Source organism: Streptomyces sp. NPDC034103, from assembly GCF_055575395.1.
On the sequence record NZ_JBVISS010000005.1, the window covers coordinates 297,662 to 313,503 of the forward strand.

The window sequence follows — 15,842 nt, forward strand, 5'->3', positions numbered from 1 at the left end:
GCGGGGGCGGGGCCTACTTCTCGGCGCCGCCGGCGTTGCCGGGCCCGCGGATCCCGAGGGCCCGGGTCGTCTCGGGGTTGATCAGCAGGACGAGCGCGGTGATCGCGACGACCGCGAGCGCGATGCCCACCGGGATGGCCACACTGTCGGCCTGGAGCAGGTTGTAGGCCACGGGCAGCGCCAGGATCTGCGTGATGACGGCGGGCCCGCGGCTCCAGCTGCGGCGGGCGAGCAGCCCGCGCGCGGCGAGCAGCGGCAGCAGGGCGAGGACGATCACGGTGATACCGCCGGTGACGGCGGTCTGCCGGTGGTCCGCATCGCCCGTGAACCCCTCCACGAGCATCCAGACACCCCCGACCACCAGCGCGAGCCCCTCCAGCCCGGCCAGCGCGGCGGCATACGTCAACCGCCGCGGCCGCGGACCGACGGTCTCCTCGGATACGGGCATCTGCTCACTGGTCACCCTTGAAGGGTATCCGCCGGCCCACCGCCCCAGGTGCCGGGTTCGAGCGCTTCTACGACGGCCCCGGCCCGCCTCTCGACGACCGACCGCACGCCCCCGTACCGCCCCGGCGGAGCCCGGGCGCGCTCTGCGGGATCGAGGGGGGCGCCCGGCGGATTCAGGGGGGCGGTCGTGGTGAGGTTCACGTGGGATCTCTTACTTGATCCCTACCTCGACCTGTGCCGGGTACCACCCAGTAGGTACGCTGCAACTCATGCGTGCACTTCTCGTGGTCAATCCGGCAGCTACCACCACAAGCGCACGTACGCGCGATGTGCTGATCCACGCGCTCGCGAGCGAGATGAAGCTCGATGCGGTCACCACCGAGTACCGTGGCCACGCGCGCGACCTGGGACGGCTGGCGGCGGAGAGCCGGGACGTCGACCTGATCGTCGCCCTCGGCGGCGACGGCACGGTGAACGAGGTCGTCAACGGACTGCTGCACGCCGGCCCCGATCCGGAGCGGCTCCCCCGTCTCGCCGTGGTCCCCGGTGGTTCCACCAACGTCTTCGCCCGTGCCCTGGGCCTGCCCAACGACGCCGTCGAGGCGACCGGCGCCCTGCTGGACGCCCTGCGCGAGGGCAGCGAGCGGACCGTCGGCCTCGGCCTGACGTCCGGGACACCGGGCACCGAGGACGAAGCGGTCCCCTCCCGCTGGTTCACCTTCAACGCCGGACTCGGTTTCGACGCCGGTGTCGTCGGCCGGGTGGAGCAGCATCGCGAGCGGGGCAGGAAATCCACCCACGCGCTCTACGTCCGCCAGGCCCTGCGCCAGTTCTTCGGCGAGACGCACCGCCGCCACGGCACCATCACATTGGAACGCTCGGGTGCGGATCCGGTGACGGATCTGGTGCTCTCCATAGTCTCGAACACTTCGCCGTGGACGTTCCTGGGCAATCACCCGATGTACGCGTCACCTAAGGCCTCGTTCGATAAAGGCCTCGACGTACTCGGTCTCAGCCGTATGACGACGACCGCGGTTGCCCGGTATGGCACCCAGTTGCTCACTTCGTCCCCCGAGCGGGGCCCGCACGGCAAGCACGCCGTCTCCCTGCATGACCTGGACCGGTTCACCTTGCATTCGAAGGTGCCCCTCCCCCTTCAGATGGACGGCGACCACCTCGGGCTGCGTACGAGCGTGACGTTCACAGGCGTACGCCGTGCACTGCGTGTGATTGTGTGAGCAGAAGGGGCTAAAGTCCTTTCACTCGAACGTTTAGGCCAGCATCCACCCCATGGAAGTACGGCTGTGACCTAGTCGACACCGAGGAATCAAAAAAAACTTTCCGGAAGGGGTTGTATCCGCCGCTGAGGTTTGCGAGTCTCTACGTGGCGATCGGGACAGCCCGCAACACCGGCTCCACAGATCACCGGAACCCCTCTACAAAACCAGGACCACGCCAGGGAAACCTGACGTTCGGCCCTTCACTTGTTGAGGGATTCGTGAAAGCGTTCACATTCACAAGCAACTTGCACGTAATACCAAGGAGAGGTAGCAGCCATGGACTGGCGTCACAACGCCGTTTGCCGCGAGGAAGACCCCGAGCTCTTCTTCCCCATCGGCAACACCGGTCCTGCGCTGCTGCAGATCGAGGAAGCCAAGGCCGTCTGCCGCCGCTGCCCCGTCATGGAGCAGTGCTTGCAGTGGGCGCTCGAGTCCGGCCAGGACTCCGGCGTCTGGGGTGGTCTCAGCGAGGACGAGCGTCGCGCGATGAAGCGCCGTGCCGCCCGCAACCGGGCCCGTCAGGCCTCTGCCTGACACACCCACCCCGCCTGAGCTTGGCGGCGCGTACAGCGAGTACGCATCTCCCGCCCCCGAGCCGCAGCGCGCAGTACCCCCGATGCGCAGCACAAGCTGGCAACGAGCATTCGAGCCCCGGACCCCATCAGGTCCGGGGCTTCTTGCTGTGCCCCGGTACTGAACACCGGCCGTTTCAGACCTACTTGTTCGCACTCACCGGGACGTCCAGGATGACCCGGGTCCCCCGCTCGGGCGCCGGGACCATGTCGAACGTCCCGCCCAACTCGCCCTCCACCAGTGTCCGCACGATCTGCAGTCCGAGGTTGCCCCCGGTGTGCGGGTCGAAGCCCTCGGGCAGGCCGACGCCGTCGTCCTGGACGGTGACGAGCAGGCGGGCCTCCTTCGTCGTGCCGCCGCGGACGGCCGAGACCTCGACCGTGCCGGTCTCACCCTCGCGAAAGCCGTGTTCCAGGGCGTTCTGGAGGATCTCGGTCAGCACCATCGACAGCGGTGTGGCGACCTCGGCGTCGAGGATGCCGAAGCGTCCGGTGCGCCGGCCGGTGACCTTGCCCGGCGAGATCTCGGCGACCATCGCGAGCACCCGGTCGGCGATCTCGTCGAACTCCACGCGCTCGTCCAGGTTCTGAGACAGCGTCTCGTGCACGATCGCGATCGATCCGACCCGGCGCACCGCCTCCTCCAGGGCCTCGCGACCGCGGTCGGACTCGATACGGCGGGCCTGGAGGCGCAACAGGGCGGCGACCGTCTGGAGGTTGTTCTTCACCCGGTGGTGGATCTCCCGGATGGTGGCGTCCTTGGTGATCAACTCGCGCTCGCGACGCCGCAGTTCGGTGACGTCCCGGAGCAGCACCAGCGAACCGATGCGGATGCCCTTGGGCTTGAGCGGAATGGCCCTGAACTGGATGACTCCGTCGCCGGACTCGATCTCGAACTCGCGGGGGGCCCAGCCGCTGGCGACCTTGGCGAGCGCCTCGTCCACCGGACCGCGGGTCGGGGCGAGTTCGGCGGTGGTCCGGCCGAGGTGGTGGCCGACCAGGTCGGAGGCGAGGCCGAGGCGGTGGTAGGCGGAGAGCGCGTTCGGGGAGGCGTACTGGACCACGCCGTCGGCGTCGAGGCGGATGAGGCCGTCGCCGACGCGCGGGGCGGCGTCCATGTCCATCTGCTGGTTCGCGAACGGGAAGGATCCTGCCGCGATCATCTGCGCCAGGTCCGACGCGCTCTGGAGATAGGTGAGTTCGAGGCGGCTCGGGGTGCGCACGGTGAGCAGGTTGGTGTTGCGCGCGATGACACCGAGGACCCGGCCCTCTCGTCGTACGGGGATCGACTCGACCCGTACGGGGACCTCCTCGCGCCACTCCGGGTCACCCTCGCGCACGATCCGGCCCTCGTCGAGAGCGGCGTCCAGCAGGGGGCGGCGGCCGCGCGGGACCAGGTGGCCGACCATGTCGTCCTGGTAGGAGGTGGGTCCGGTGTTGGGCCGCATCTGGGCCACGGAGACATAGCGCGCGCCGTCCCGGGTGGGGACCCACAGGACGAGGTCGGCGAAGGAGAGGTCGGAGAGCAGCTGCCACTCCGAGACCAGCAGATGGAGCCACTCGAGGTCGGAGTCGTCGAGCGCGGTGTGCTGGCGGACCAGTTCGTTCATGGAGGGCACGGGTGCGAGCGTACCTGGCGGTACGGACAGGGCCGGAAATCGGCCGCCTGGGGCCAGGCAGGGACTTCGGGGGCCGCACGGGGTTTTCCGGGGCCGCCCGGGGACTTCGGGCCGCAGTGGGACTTCGAGGCCGCACAGGGTCTTCGGGCCGCAGCGGGACTTCGAGGCCGCACAGGGACTTCGGGCCACCCAGGCGCTTCCGGGCCTCCAGGGACATCCAGCCCCTCTGGGTCGCTCGGGCCAGAGGGTCTGAAAACACCCGCGGGCCGCGGCGCCTGAGAGGGACCCTCAACCCTCTCGGCACCGCAGCCCGGAGCAATATCGGCCGCGGGGTGTGCGGTCCCGGTCGGCCGAGGATGAGGAGCCGGGGCAGTCAGGGCAGAGAGCACCGGTTCCTCGGTCCGCCTTCCTGTGCGGGGAAGACGGAGGTCCGTGTTTTTCAGTTCTCTGTACGCATTGTGGACTAGACCACTCGATGTGTCCACGCGTTCGAGGCTGTTTGTTGTTGTCAGTTCTCCGAGGGTCCGCAAACCGCCTCGAGCCCCGCTGGAGAACCGATCGGACGCCCTGGCATCCACCACGCAGCCTAACCCGTGTGGGTTCATGTGCGCGGCCAGATGGCCATGGCAATTTCCGCGAGGGCTTCCAGTTCCCGCCTGCTCGCCCCGTCCCGCGCCTGTTGGGACATGCCCTGGATCATCGCCCCGGTATGCCGGGCGAGCGCCGCGGCATCGGTGTCCGCGGGCAGCTCTCCCGCCGCGATCCCGGCCCTGATACGGGTCTCGACGGCGGCGATGTTGGCGTTGCGCCGGTCCCGCAGGGACGCCTCCACCTCCGGGCTGGTGCAGTTGGTGGCCGCGTGGACGACGAGACAGCCGTGCGGCCGGCCCGGGGCGGTGTACTCGACGGCCGCCTCCCGCAGCATCCGCTCGACGGCGGCCCGGGCGGTGGGTTCCTCGGCGAGCGCGCGGTCACCGAAGGAGCCGTACCGGGTGCCGTACTCCTGGACGACCTCCGCGAACAGTGCCTGCTTGTCACCGAACGCCGCGTACAGGCTCGGGGCGCCGATGCCCATCACGCGGGTGAGGTCGGAGACGGAGGTGGCCTCGTAGCCGTGCTCCCAGAAGGCGAGGATCGCCTTCTCCAATGCGGTGGCGCGATCGAAGGAGCGGGGACGGCCCCGGGGTCTGGGCGGCAGCCCGGTCCGCGCCCCGGAGGGGGTCGCGACCTCGCCGGCCTGCGTTTTCGTCTTCTCGCCGCTCACCATGGAGTGAATTGTAGAGCGGGCGCTAGAGAAAGGACGGGAACGTGTTGTACGTTCTTTCTGTAGCGACCGCTAGGAAATTACGGAGGGGCGCCGACATGGGCGTGGACACGGGCATGCTTGCGGGCAGGACGGCTCTCGTCACGGGGGCGAGCAGGGGCATCGGACGCGGGATCGCCGAGCGGCTGGCGCGCGAGGGGGCGCGGGTCGCGGTGCACTACGGCCGGAACGAGACGGCGGCGAAGGAGACGGTCGCCGCGATCGAGGAGGCGGGCGGCTCGGCGTTCGCGATCGGGGTGGAGCTGGGACTGCCGGGGGACGCCGAGGCCCTGTGGAAGGAGTTCGACCGGCACGCGGACGGACTGGACGTCCTGGTGAACAACGCCGGCATCGGCACGACGTCCCCGCTCCAGGAGATCTCCGAGGAGGAGTACGACAAGGTCTTCTCGGTGAACGTGAAGGCACCGCACTTCATCGTTCAGCACGGCCTCGACCGGCTGCGGGACGGCGGCCGGATCATCAACATATCCTCCGGCCTCGCCCGGACCGCGGCGATGCCGCATCTCATGGCGTACGCGATGACGAAGGGCGCCCTCGACATCTTCAGCCGGGACCTGTCCAAGGTGCTGGGCCGTCGCGGGATCACCGTGAACTCGGTGGCGCCCGGCATCATCGACACCGACAACACCGCGGAGCTCCTCCACGGCACGGAGGACGGCTGGACCCAGGCCGCCTCGCTGTCGGCACTGGGCCGGGTCGGTGAGACCGCGGACGTCGCCGACGTGGTGGCGTTCCTGGCGTCCGACGGGGGACGGTGGGTGACGGGGAGCTGGGTGGACGTGACGGGGGGTTCGCTCACCTGAGGGAACGGGCCGACGGGTGGGCCCCTCGACACCTTGTCCACACCTGGTCCTGGCCCTCCGGTGCGGTCCGCTTCACCTGGGCAGGGAAAGCTGATTCTGTTAAATTGGTCTAAACCACACAGACGCAGCCCGTACCTCATCGCCTCTCAGATCGGCAGGCCCAGCGTGGAAGTTGTCATCGTTCCGGACGCCAAGTCGGGCGGCGAGCTCATCGCCGAGGCCATGGCGCGGCTCCTGCGGCGCAAGCCCGACGCACTGCTGGGGGTGGCCACCGGCTCGACGCCGTTGCCCATCTACCAGGCGCTGACGGCGAAGGTGCGGGCCGGTGCGGTGGACGCCTCACGGGCGCGGATCGCTCAGCTCGACGAGTACGTGGGGCTGCCCGCCGAGCACCCGGAGTCCTACCGGTCGGTGCTGCGCCGGGAGGTGCTGGAGCCGCTGGGCATCGGGATGGACGCCTTCATGGGCCCGGACGGCACGGCCGAGGACGTGCAGGCGGCGTGCGAGGCGTACGACGCGGCGCTGGCGAGTGCCGGGGGCGTGGATCTGCAGTTGCTCGGGATCGGGACCGACGGGCACATCGGGTTCAACGAGCCGTGTTCCTCGCTGGCCTCGCGGACGCGGATCAAGACGCTGACCGAGCAGACCCGGGTGGACAACGCGCGCTTCTTCGACGGGGACATCGCGCAGGTACCGCACCACGTCATCACGCAGGGGATCGGGACGATCCTGGAGGCCCGGCACCTGGTCCTGCTGGCCACGGGTGAGGGCAAGGCGGACGCGGTGGCGGCGACGGTGGAGGGGCCGGTCGCCGCGGTGTGCCCGGCGTCGGCGCTCCAGCTGCATCCGCACGCGACGGTCGTCGTGGACGAGGGGGCCGCGTCCAAGTTGAAGCTGGCCGACTATTTCCGGCACACCTTCGCCAACAAGCCGGAGTGGCAGGGGATCTGAGAGGGAGCGGCGGACCACGCGCCGGCCGCGTCCGGCGCGCGCGGTTCCCCGCGCGCCCTTGAAGAGCAGAACCGGGCGCCGGTCCCCCGCCCGCGGCAGGCACGGTCTGGCACCGAAGCTCCCTGGCGGGGACAGGCGGAGTGGGGCGCCGGTCCCCCAGCCCCTGAAAGCCCAGCCAGGCGCCGGTCCCCTTCGCGGGACCGACGCCCGGCTCGTCGTAGTCGCTCGGCGCTACTCCCCCGCGATGGCCTCCGCCGCGGCTCTTCCGCAGACCCTCGCCGCGCCGTAGGTCGCGATGTGCAGGGCGCCGCGTGGTGGGGACTGGGGGACGCCCATCTCCACCACGATGGTGTCGGGGCGGGAGCGCAGGAGGCTGGTCAGGGCCGCCGCCATCCACGGGTGGCGGTGTTCGTCGCGGACCACGGCGACGATGCGACGGGGTCCGGCCGCCGCCAGGGCCGCCATGCCGGCGCCGTCGCCGACGAAGCTGCCGGTCTCCGTGCCCGGCAGGAGGCGGGAGAGTTCCGCGGCCACGCCCCAGGGGGTCTCGTCGCCCACCGCGAAGTTGACGACCGGGGTGAAGGAGGCGACGAAGGGCGGGGCGGTGAGGGGGGTGAAGCCCTCGGCGCCGGTCAGGGTGAGGGCGCGGCGCGCGGCACGCAGGCCCACCTCCGGGTCGGCCCCGGACTCGGGGCCCGCCGCCGAGGCCGCCGAGGCCGTGGCCGTCCAGCGGGCCAGGGACCGTACCCGTTCCGCCGCGTCCGCGAGGCGGTCCTCGGGGAGCTCGCCCGAGCGGACCGCCGAGATCAACGCGTCGCGCAGACGGCGTACCGTCTCGTCGTCCGCCAGGCCGCCGCCCACGCAGATCGCGTCCGCGCCGGCGGCGATCGCGAGGACGCTGCCGCGCTCGATGCCGTAGGTGCCGGCGATGGCCTGCATCTCCATGCCGTCGGTGACGATCAGGCCGTCGTAGCCGAGTTCGCCGCGCAGGAGGTCGGTGAGCACCTTGCGGGACAGGGTCGCCGGGTGGTCGGGGTCCAGGGCCGGGACGAGGATGTGGGCGCTCATCATCGCGCGGGAGCCGGCGGCGATGGCGGCGCGGAACGGGGCGAGTTCGCGTTCCCGCAGGACCGCGGGGTCGGCGTCGATGCGGGGCAGGGCCTGGTGGGAGTCGACGGCCGTGTCGCCGTGGCCCGGGAAGTGCTTGGTGCAGGCGGCGACTCCGGCCGACTGGAGGCCGGTGACGTAGGCGGCCGTGTGCCGGGCGACGAGGTCGGCGGAGGCGCCGAAGGAGCGGACGCCGATCACGGGGTTCGACGGGTTGGAGTTCACGTCGGCCGACGGGGCCCAGTTGAGGTTGACGCCGCAGGCGGCGAGGCGGCGCCCGAGTTCGGTGGCGACCTCGCGGGTCAGTTCCACGTCGTCCACCGCGCCCAGCGCGTGGTTGCCCGGGAAGGAGGAGCCGTTGCGCACCTCCAGGCGGGTCACGTCACCGCCCTCCTCGTCGATGGCGACCAGGACGTCGTCGCGCTCGGCGCGCAACTGGGCGGTGAGGTTGGCCAGTTGGTCGGGGGTGGCGATGTTGCGGCCGAACAGGCCCACTGAGGCCAGGCCCTCCCCGAGGCGGCGCAGCAGCCAGTCGGGGGCGGTGGTGCCGGTGAAGCCGGGTTGGAGGACGGTCAGGGCGTCGCGGGTGAGCGTGTCCGTACCGCTGGCGAAAGTCGTCATCGGGTGGCGTTATCCCTTCACGGCGCCGGCGGTCAGCCCCGCGGCCATCTTGCGCTGGACGAGCAGGAACAGGACGACGATCGGCACGGCCATCAGGGTGGAGCCGGCCATCATCGGGGCGTACTCGGTGCCGTGCTTGGTGGTGAAGTTGCCCAGCCACACGGTCGCGGTCTGGTTCTCCTGGCTGAGCAGCATGAGGGCGTAGAGGTACTCGTTCCAGGCCTGGATGAAGCCGTAGACCGAGGTGGCGACCATGCCGGGGGCCAGCAGCGGGAAGACCACGCGGATGAAGGCGGTGGTGCGGCTGCAGCCATCGACCATCGCCGCCTCCTCCAGCTCCTTGGGGATGTTGACGATGAAGCCGCGCAGCGTCCACACCGTGAAGGGGAGGATGAAGGTCAGGTAGGTGAGGACCAAGCCGGACAGCCGGTCGTACTGGCCCAGGTCGTTGAGGAGCAGGAAGACCGGGATGATCATCGCGACCAGCGGGACCATCTGGACCGCCAGGATGCCGACGATCACGATCTTGCGGCCGCGGAAGGCGAACCGGGAGATGGCGAGCGCGGCCAGCAGACCGATGACGACGCCGATCGCGACCACCGAGACGGAGACGATCAGGCTGCGCCCGACCGGGCCCCAGAAGTCGGCGATGTGCAGCGCCCGGTCGAAGTTGGAGAAGGTGATGCCGGTCGGCAGCAGGCTCGGGTCCGGGTCGATGGCGTCCTTGGCCGGCTTGAAGGCCGTGTTGAGCATCCAGTAGACGGGGAAGCCCGCGGTGACGAAGACGAGGAGCCCGAGGAGGTTCCAGCCGGCCTTGGACTTCCGGTGCTTGGAGCGGCGCTCGGAGCCGCGCCCCGAACCCTCCGCGACCTTCTCCGAGCCGCGCCCCGCCGTGGCGATCGTGCTCACGCTGGTCATTCGACGTCTCCGATCTTCAGCATCTGGCGCATGTAGACCGCGACCACGCCGAGCAGGAGCAGCACGGTGAGCAGGGCGATCGCCGAGCCCTGGGCGTAGTCGTTGACCACGAAGGCACGGTCGTAGGAGTAGGTGGTGAGGAGCTGGAACTCGGCCTCCGGGTGCCCGTTGCGCATCACGAAGACCTGCGGGAAGACGCCCATGTCCCAGATGACCGAGAGCGTCGTCAGCATCACGATGATCGGCTTGAGGATGGGGAGGGTGACGAAACGGAAGACGCCCCAGGCGCCCGCGCCGTCGAGGCGGGCCGCCTCCTCCAGTTCGGCCGGGACCTGGGTGAGTCCGGCGCTGAGGGTGATGACGACGAAGGGGACCGCTCCCCAGACCACCAGCAGCATGATCACGGCCAGACCCTGCGGTCCGCTCGCGAACCAGTTGTGGCCGACCATCTCGACACCGGGCAACTTGCTGAGCAGCGCGTTGAGGATGCCGTAGTCCGCGTCGAAGAGCCACTTGAAGACCGTGGTGGCGACGATGATCGGCATGCCCCAGCTGGCCACCAGGGCGATGTTGACGAGGGTCTTCACCCAGCCGGAGACCCGCTGGAGCAGCAGCGCGATCAGCATGCCGGCGACCATGGTGAAGATGACGCAGCCGGCCGCGAAGACGATGGTGCGGACGACGACCGCCCAGAACTCGCTGTCGCCCAGCACCTTGGTGAAGTTGTCGAGCCCGACCGACTCGGCCGGCTTGAAGCCCCACAGCTGGGACTGCCCGAACTCCTGGAAGGACAGGGTGACCAGGCGGACCAGCGGATAGCCGAGGACGAGCGCCAGGATCAGCAGGCAGGGGGCGAGCAGCAGCCAGGGGGTGCCGGAGCCGGAGCCCCGGCCTCCGGGTGGCTTCCTCACCGCGGCCGGTGCCGGCGGTGGTGACTGCCGCGTCGGCGGCACTTTGGCAGTGGTCGTGTCTGCGGCACTCATCCGCGCGCTCCTCAGCGGTCCCTCAGGTCGTACGAGAAGCAGGGCCCTGTCGGTCTCGACAGGGCCCCGCCGGTGGTCACTTGGTGTTGATGACCTTGTCGATCGCGGCGTCCGCTTCCTTCGCGGCGTCCTCGACGGACTTCTTGCCGGTGCCGATGGACTGCAGCATCTTCTGCAGGACCTGGGCCTTCTCGACCTGGCCCCAGCCCGGCGCCATGGGCACGAACCAGTTGGACTCGGCCGCGGTGGCCGGGACCGCCGTCGCCGGGTCGTTCTTCAGGGTGGCGAGGTCGGTCTTGTTGTTGGGCAGGTTGCCCTTGGCGATCAGGCCCTTCTGGCCGGTGGAGCCCGTGAGGGCGTTGATCCACTCGGCGGCGACGGCCTGCGCGTCGGACTTCACCGGGACGGCGAGGTCGGAGCCGCCCAGGAAGACGGGGAGGTTCTTGCCGGACGGGCCGGGCATCACGAAGTTCTCGACGTTGCCCTCGAGCTTGCCGGTCTTGTCGTTCTCCTTGGCCGCGGCGGTGGCGCCCTCCCACGCGGGGGCGAAGATCATGCCGGACTTGCCCTGGCCGTAGACGATGTAGCGGTCGGACTCGTCCTTGGTCTTGTCGCCGTGCATGTAGGTGTCGACGACGTTCTGGAACGCCTTCAGGCCCTTGATGGACTCGGGCGAGGACAGGTTGGCCTTCCACTTGCCGCCGGACTCGACGGCGATGGAGCCGCCGGCGTCGTGGACGAAGGACATGGCCGCGTACCAGTCACGGGTGGGCTGGTACCAGGCGCTGAACTTGTCGCCCTGCTTCTTCTGGACCTTGTCCAGGGCGGCGGTGAGCTCGTCGTAGGTCTTCGGCGTGGACTTGACGCCGACCGAGGCGAAGAGGTCCTTGCGCCAGTTGGCGACGCGGCCACCGGCGTAGTAGGGGACGCCGTAGGTCTTGCCCTCGTAGGTCACCGAGGTCTTCAGGCCGTCCAGCCAGGCCCCGGAGTTGTCGAAGTCGGCCGCGTCGACGGGGGCGAAGGCACCCTTGACCATGTAGCCGAGCATCTCGGAGTTGCCCATCTCGACGACGTCGGGGGCCTTGTCGGTGGCGAGGACCGCGTCGAGCTTGGCGTTCTTGTCCGGCCAGCCGTAGTACTCGTGCTTGATCTTGATGCCGGGGTGCTTCTTCGTCACCGCGGCGTCGGCGGCCTTCACCAGTTCGGGCCAGTTGTTCTGCGCGTCCACGGTGAGCCAGACGGTCAGTTCCTTGGCGTCGGCGCCGCTGTTGTCCGAGCTGCCGCCGTCGTCGCCACCGCACGCCGCGATGGAGACCATCATGCCCGCGATACCGATCGCGGCTACGAGCTTGCGCTTCACGCCACCCTCCTCAGGGATGCCCACACCCCCCACCCATGGAGCTGGGTTCTGGACCAATGGTGTAGACCAGTACCGGGAGCTTGGCCCAGACCATGGGGCCTGTCAAGGGTGGTCGAATACGCCCTGACCAGCCGTTATGCGACCTACATATGCAGGAACCTTTAAGTAAGAAGCCAGCGAAAAGGGCGCCGCCGGAGTACTCTCTTCCGCTAGACCACTTACCTCTGTGGACTAGACCAAAAGAGGCGGCGACGGTATACAGAAGGGATCACGAGGTGACCCGCATCCGGAGCCGGGAAGGCAGACCATGAGCACCGACGTCAGCAGTGCTGAGAGCGAGGGCGGGGCGGGCGTCCGCACCGCGCGCGTGCCCAAGTACTACCGTCTGAAGAAGCACCTGCTGGACATGACGGAGACCCAGTCACCCGGCACCCCGGTACCCCCCGAGCGCACGCTCGCCGCCGAGTTCGACACCTCGCGCACCACCGTCCGCCAGGCCCTCCAGGAGCTCGTCGTCGAGGGCCGCCTCGAACGCATCCAGGGCAAGGGCACCTTCGTCGCCAAGCCGAAGGTCTCCCAGGCGCTCCAACTCACCTCGTACACCGAGGACATGCGCGCCCAGGGCCTCGAACCCACCTCGCAGCTGCTGGACATCGGCTACATCACCGCCGACGACCGGCTCGCCGAGCTGCTCGACATCACCGCGGGCGTCCGGGTGCTGCGCATCGAGCGGCTGCGCATGGCCAACGGCGAGCCGATGGCCATCGAGACGACCCACCTCAGCGCCAAGCGCTTCCCGGCCCTGCGCAGGTCCCTGGCCAAGTACACGTCCCTCTACACGGCACTGGCCGAGGTCTACGACGTCCATCTCGCCGAGGCCGAGGAGACCATCGAGACCTCGCTGGCCACCCCGCGCGAGGCCGGCCTGCTCGGCACCGACGTCGGCCTGCCGATGCTGATGCTGTCCCGGCACTCCTTCGACAAGGACGGTGAGCCGGTGGAGTGGGTGCGGTCGGTGTACCGCGGGGACCGGTACAAGTTCGTGGCACGACTCAAGCGACCCACGGACTGAGCCCCTCACGGGGACAGCGGCCCACGGACCGAGACTTCACACCTACAGCGGCCCACGGACCGGCGCCCTCGCGAACGCTGCTCGTGGTGTAGCGCGACCGCGCCTCCCGCTCTACGGTCCTCCCGTCTCCGTATGGACGGGAGGACCGCGCTGTGCGTACCGCGAACGTCCGAACCATCGCCGTCCGGACCTTCACCGAATCGACATACCGATATGCGGACGAGGTCTTCCACTGCTGTCACACCGTGACCTAGATTGCCTGCGCGTTCACGGTGATCAGTGAGGGATCGGAGCCGCCGCATGTCATCAGAATCGCCCGAGGCCAGACCACCGGTGGTGACACCGGTCCGGGTGGTCATAGCCCTCTGCCTGCTCGCGCCCTTCGTGGCGATGCTCTGGGTGGGGTCGTACGCGAAGGTCGACCCGACCTTCGCCGGCATCCCGTTCTTCTACTGGTACCAGATGGCGTGGGTGCTCATCTCCACGGCGCTGACGATGATCGCGTACAAGCTGTGGCAGCGTGACCAGCGCGCCCGCAAGGGGGGTGGCGCGCAGTGAAGAACGACGTCAACGGCGTGGCACTCACCGTCTTCATCCTCTTCTTCCTGGCCGTCACGGTCATGGGCTTCCTCGCCTCGCGCTGGCGCAAGGCCGAGAACGAGCACACCCTGGACGAATGGGGCCTGGGCGGCCGCTCGTTCGGCACCTGGATCACCTGGTTCCTGCTCGGCGGCGACCTCTACACCGCGTACACCTTCGTCGCCGTTCCCGCGGCGATCTACGCGGCGGGCGCGGCCGGGTTCTTCGCGGTGCCGTACACGATCCTCGTCTACCCGCTGATCTTCACCTTCCTGCCCCGCCTGTGGTCGGTCTCGCACAAGCACGGCTATGTGACGACCTCGGACTTCGTGCGCGGCCGGTGGGGTTCGAAGGGTCTGTCGCTCGCGGTCGCCGTCACCGGCATCCTGGCGACGATGCCGTACATCGCCCTCCAACTCGTCGGCATCCAGGCGGTGCTGGACGTGATGGGTGTCGGCGGTGGCGAGGACACCAACTGGTTCGTCAAGGACCTGCCGCTGCTGATCGCCTTCGGTGTGCTGGCGGCGTACACCTACTCCTCGGGGCTGCGCGCCCCGGCGATGATCGCGTTCGTGAAGGACACGCTGATCTACATCGTCATCGCGGTGGCGATCATCTACATCCCGATCAAGCTGGGCGGGTTCGACGAGATCTTCGGCGCGGCGAACGAGAAGTACACGGCCGCCAAGGCGGGCGGGCTGGTGCCGCCCGAGGCGGGCCAGTGGACGTACGCCACGCTGGCGTTGGGTTCCGCGCTCGCGCTCTTCATGTACCCGCACTCGATCACCGCGACGCTCTCCTCCAAGAGCCGTGAGGTGATCCGTCGCAACACCACGATCCTGCCGCTGTACTCCCTGATGCTGGGTCTGCTCGCGCTGCTCGGCTTCATGGCGATCGCGGCGAACGTCGACGTCACCAACCCCCAGTTGGCGATCCCGCAGCTCTTCGAGGACATGTTCCCGGACTGGTTCGCGGGCGTGGCGTTCGCGGCGATCGGCATCGGCGCGCTGGTCCCGGCGGCGATCATGTCGATCGCGGCGGCGAACCTCTTCACCCGCAACATCTACAAGGACTTCATCAAGCCGGACGCGACGCCCCAGCAGGAGACCAAGATCTCCAAGCTGGTCTCGCTGCTGGTGAAGGTGGGCGCCCTGGTCTTCGTCCTCACCATGGACAAGACCGTCGCGATCAACTTCCAGCTGCTGGGCGGCATCTGGATCCTGCAGACCTTCCCGGCCCTGGTCGGCGGCCTGTTCACCCGTTGGTTCCACCGCTGGGCGCTGCTCGCGGGCTGGGCGGTCGGCATGGTCTACGGCACGCTCGCCGCGTACGGGGTCGCCTCCCCGACCCAGAAGCACTTCGGCGGCTCGTCGAAGGAGATCCCGGGCATCGGCGAGATCGGCTACATCGGTCTGACGGCGTTCGTCCTCAACGTGGTGGTTACGGTGGTGCTGACGTTCGTCCTGAGGGCCGCGAAGGCTCCCGAGGGCGTCGACGAGACGAGCCCGGCGGACTACACGGCGGACGCGGGCGACCCGGGCGTCGAGGTGGAGCTGCCGCCGGCGACGGCGGGCACCTCGCACTGAGGCCCAACTCGCCCTGAGGTCTGCGCTGTTCAACGGGTCGTCGGTACATCCGGCGGCCCGTTGTCGTGCCCGTCGTGCACACTCGCTCTCATGGACATCGAGATCCGGGCAGCGGACCCCGGCGAATACGCCACCATCGGCGAGATCACAGCCCAGGCCTATCTTCTGGACGGTCTCCTCATCTTCGGCGGGAGCGACTGGTACCTCGGCGAACTCAGGGATGTCGCCAAGCGTGCCGCCGCGGCGGACGTACTGGTGGCCACCCTGGGCGGCGATCCGGTCGGCACCATCACCTATGTCTCCCCGGCCGGCGGGCCCATGGCCGAACGCGCCCGCCCCGGAGAGGCCGAGATCCGGATGCTCGCCGTAGCCCGCGCGGCCCGCGGCAGAGGCGCCGGAGAGGCCCTCGTACGCGCCTGTGTCGACCGCGCGCGGGCCACCGAGGACTGCACCGGCATGGTCCTGTCGACCCAGCCGGTCATGCACGCCGCCCGCCGCATCTACGAGCGCCTCGGCTTCGTCCGCGCCCCTGAGCGCGACTGGCGCCCGATCGAGGGCGACGACTTCACGCTCGTCACCTATGAGTTGACGTTCTGACACGCTCCGAAGTCGCCGCGACA

At 69.3% G+C, this 15,842-nt stretch carries 15 protein-coding genes; 8 read left to right on the forward strand and 7 right to left on the reverse strand.

Annotated features, from left to right (window positions below; all coding sequences use genetic code 11):
• Window positions 1-13: 13 nt before the first annotated feature.
• Window positions 14-463: a hypothetical protein gene (locus ACZ56U_RS13130; protein WP_469084107.1), complete on the reverse strand. Its 450-nt coding sequence runs from the start codon at window positions 461-463 to the stop codon at window positions 14-16.
• 253 nt (window positions 464-716) lie between these two features.
• On the opposite strand from ACZ56U_RS13130, the gene ACZ56U_RS13135 reads away from it, so the two are divergent.
• Complete coding sequence (locus ACZ56U_RS13135; RefSeq protein ID WP_469084108.1) at window positions 717-1,685, forward strand: diacylglycerol/lipid kinase family protein; 969 nt, start codon at window positions 717-719, stop codon at window positions 1,683-1,685.
• Window positions 1,686-2,003: 318 nt separating this feature from the next.
• Window positions 2,004-2,261: a WhiB family transcriptional regulator gene (locus tag ACZ56U_RS13140; RefSeq protein WP_016639615.1), complete on the forward strand. Its 258-nt coding sequence runs from the start codon at window positions 2,004-2,006 to the stop codon at window positions 2,259-2,261.
• Between the two features lie 181 nt (window positions 2,262-2,442).
• Here ACZ56U_RS13140 and ACZ56U_RS13145 read toward each other — a convergent pair whose 3' ends face one another.
• Window positions 2,443-3,909 carry a sensor histidine kinase gene (locus ACZ56U_RS13145; protein WP_391233020.1) on the reverse strand — a complete coding sequence of 489 codons (1,467 nt, stop codon included), beginning with the start codon at window positions 3,907-3,909 and terminating at the stop codon, window positions 2,443-2,445.
• Window positions 3,910-4,519: 610 nt separating this feature from the next.
• On the reverse strand, window positions 4,520-5,185 hold the full coding sequence (locus tag ACZ56U_RS13150; protein ID WP_469084109.1) for a TetR/AcrR family transcriptional regulator: 666 nt from the start codon (window positions 5,183-5,185) through the stop codon (window positions 4,520-4,522).
• A gap of 95 nt (window positions 5,186-5,280) precedes the next feature.
• Here ACZ56U_RS13150 and ACZ56U_RS13155 point away from each other — a divergent pair, with 95 nt between their 5' ends.
• Together ACZ56U_RS13155 and nagB are read left to right on the forward strand one after the other, a co-directional pair.
• Window positions 5,281-6,045: an SDR family oxidoreductase gene (locus ACZ56U_RS13155; RefSeq protein WP_469084110.1), complete on the forward strand. Its 765-nt coding sequence runs from the start codon at window positions 5,281-5,283 to the stop codon at window positions 6,043-6,045.
• A gap of 165 nt (window positions 6,046-6,210) precedes the next feature.
• On the forward strand, window positions 6,211-6,996 hold the full coding sequence (gene nagB, locus ACZ56U_RS13160) for a glucosamine-6-phosphate deaminase (RefSeq protein WP_391232893.1): 786 nt from the start codon (window positions 6,211-6,213) through the stop codon (window positions 6,994-6,996).
• Between the two features lie 231 nt (window positions 6,997-7,227).
• Here the strand turns inward: nagB and ACZ56U_RS13165 are convergent, their stop codons facing one another.
• From ACZ56U_RS13165 to ACZ56U_RS13180, 4 genes are all read right to left on the reverse strand, one after another.
• Window positions 7,228-8,724: a glycoside hydrolase family 3 protein gene (locus ACZ56U_RS13165; RefSeq protein WP_469084111.1), complete on the reverse strand. Its 1,497-nt coding sequence runs from the start codon at window positions 8,722-8,724 to the stop codon at window positions 7,228-7,230.
• 9 nt (window positions 8,725-8,733) lie between these two features.
• On the reverse strand, window positions 8,734-9,633 hold the full coding sequence (locus tag ACZ56U_RS13170; protein ID WP_469084112.1) for a carbohydrate ABC transporter permease: 900 nt from the start codon (window positions 9,631-9,633) through the stop codon (window positions 8,734-8,736).
• Window positions 9,634-9,638: 5 nt separating this feature from the next.
• Entirely contained in the window at window positions 9,639-10,625 is a 987-nt protein-coding gene (locus ACZ56U_RS13175) for a carbohydrate ABC transporter permease (RefSeq protein ID WP_469084113.1), read from the reverse strand.
• Between the two features lie 76 nt (window positions 10,626-10,701).
• Window positions 10,702-11,985 (reverse strand): extracellular solute-binding protein, encoded by a 1,284-nt coding sequence (locus ACZ56U_RS13180; protein WP_469084114.1) that lies wholly within the window; start codon window positions 11,983-11,985, stop codon window positions 10,702-10,704.
• A gap of 307 nt (window positions 11,986-12,292) precedes the next feature.
• Here ACZ56U_RS13180 and ACZ56U_RS13185 point away from each other — a divergent pair, with 307 nt between their 5' ends.
• From ACZ56U_RS13185 to ACZ56U_RS13200, 4 genes are all read left to right on the forward strand, one after another.
• Window positions 12,293-13,057, forward strand: a complete 765-nt coding sequence (locus ACZ56U_RS13185) for a GntR family transcriptional regulator (protein ID WP_391232901.1) — start codon at window positions 12,293-12,295, stop codon at window positions 13,055-13,057.
• 300 nt (window positions 13,058-13,357) lie between these two features.
• Window positions 13,358-13,615, forward strand: a complete 258-nt coding sequence (locus tag ACZ56U_RS13190) for a DUF3311 domain-containing protein (protein WP_469084115.1) — start codon at window positions 13,358-13,360, stop codon at window positions 13,613-13,615.
• Complete coding sequence (gene mctP, locus ACZ56U_RS13195; protein ID WP_469084116.1) at window positions 13,612-15,222, forward strand: monocarboxylate uptake permease MctP; 1,611 nt, start codon at window positions 13,612-13,614, stop codon at window positions 15,220-15,222. Before ACZ56U_RS13190 ends, mctP begins: the two co-directional genes overlap by 4 nt.
• Window positions 15,223-15,312: 90 nt before the next feature.
• A complete protein-coding gene (locus tag ACZ56U_RS13200; protein WP_469084117.1) occupies window positions 15,313-15,819 on the forward strand; it encodes a GNAT family N-acetyltransferase in 507 nt (168 codons plus the stop codon).
• Window positions 15,820-15,842 lie beyond the last annotated feature (23 nt).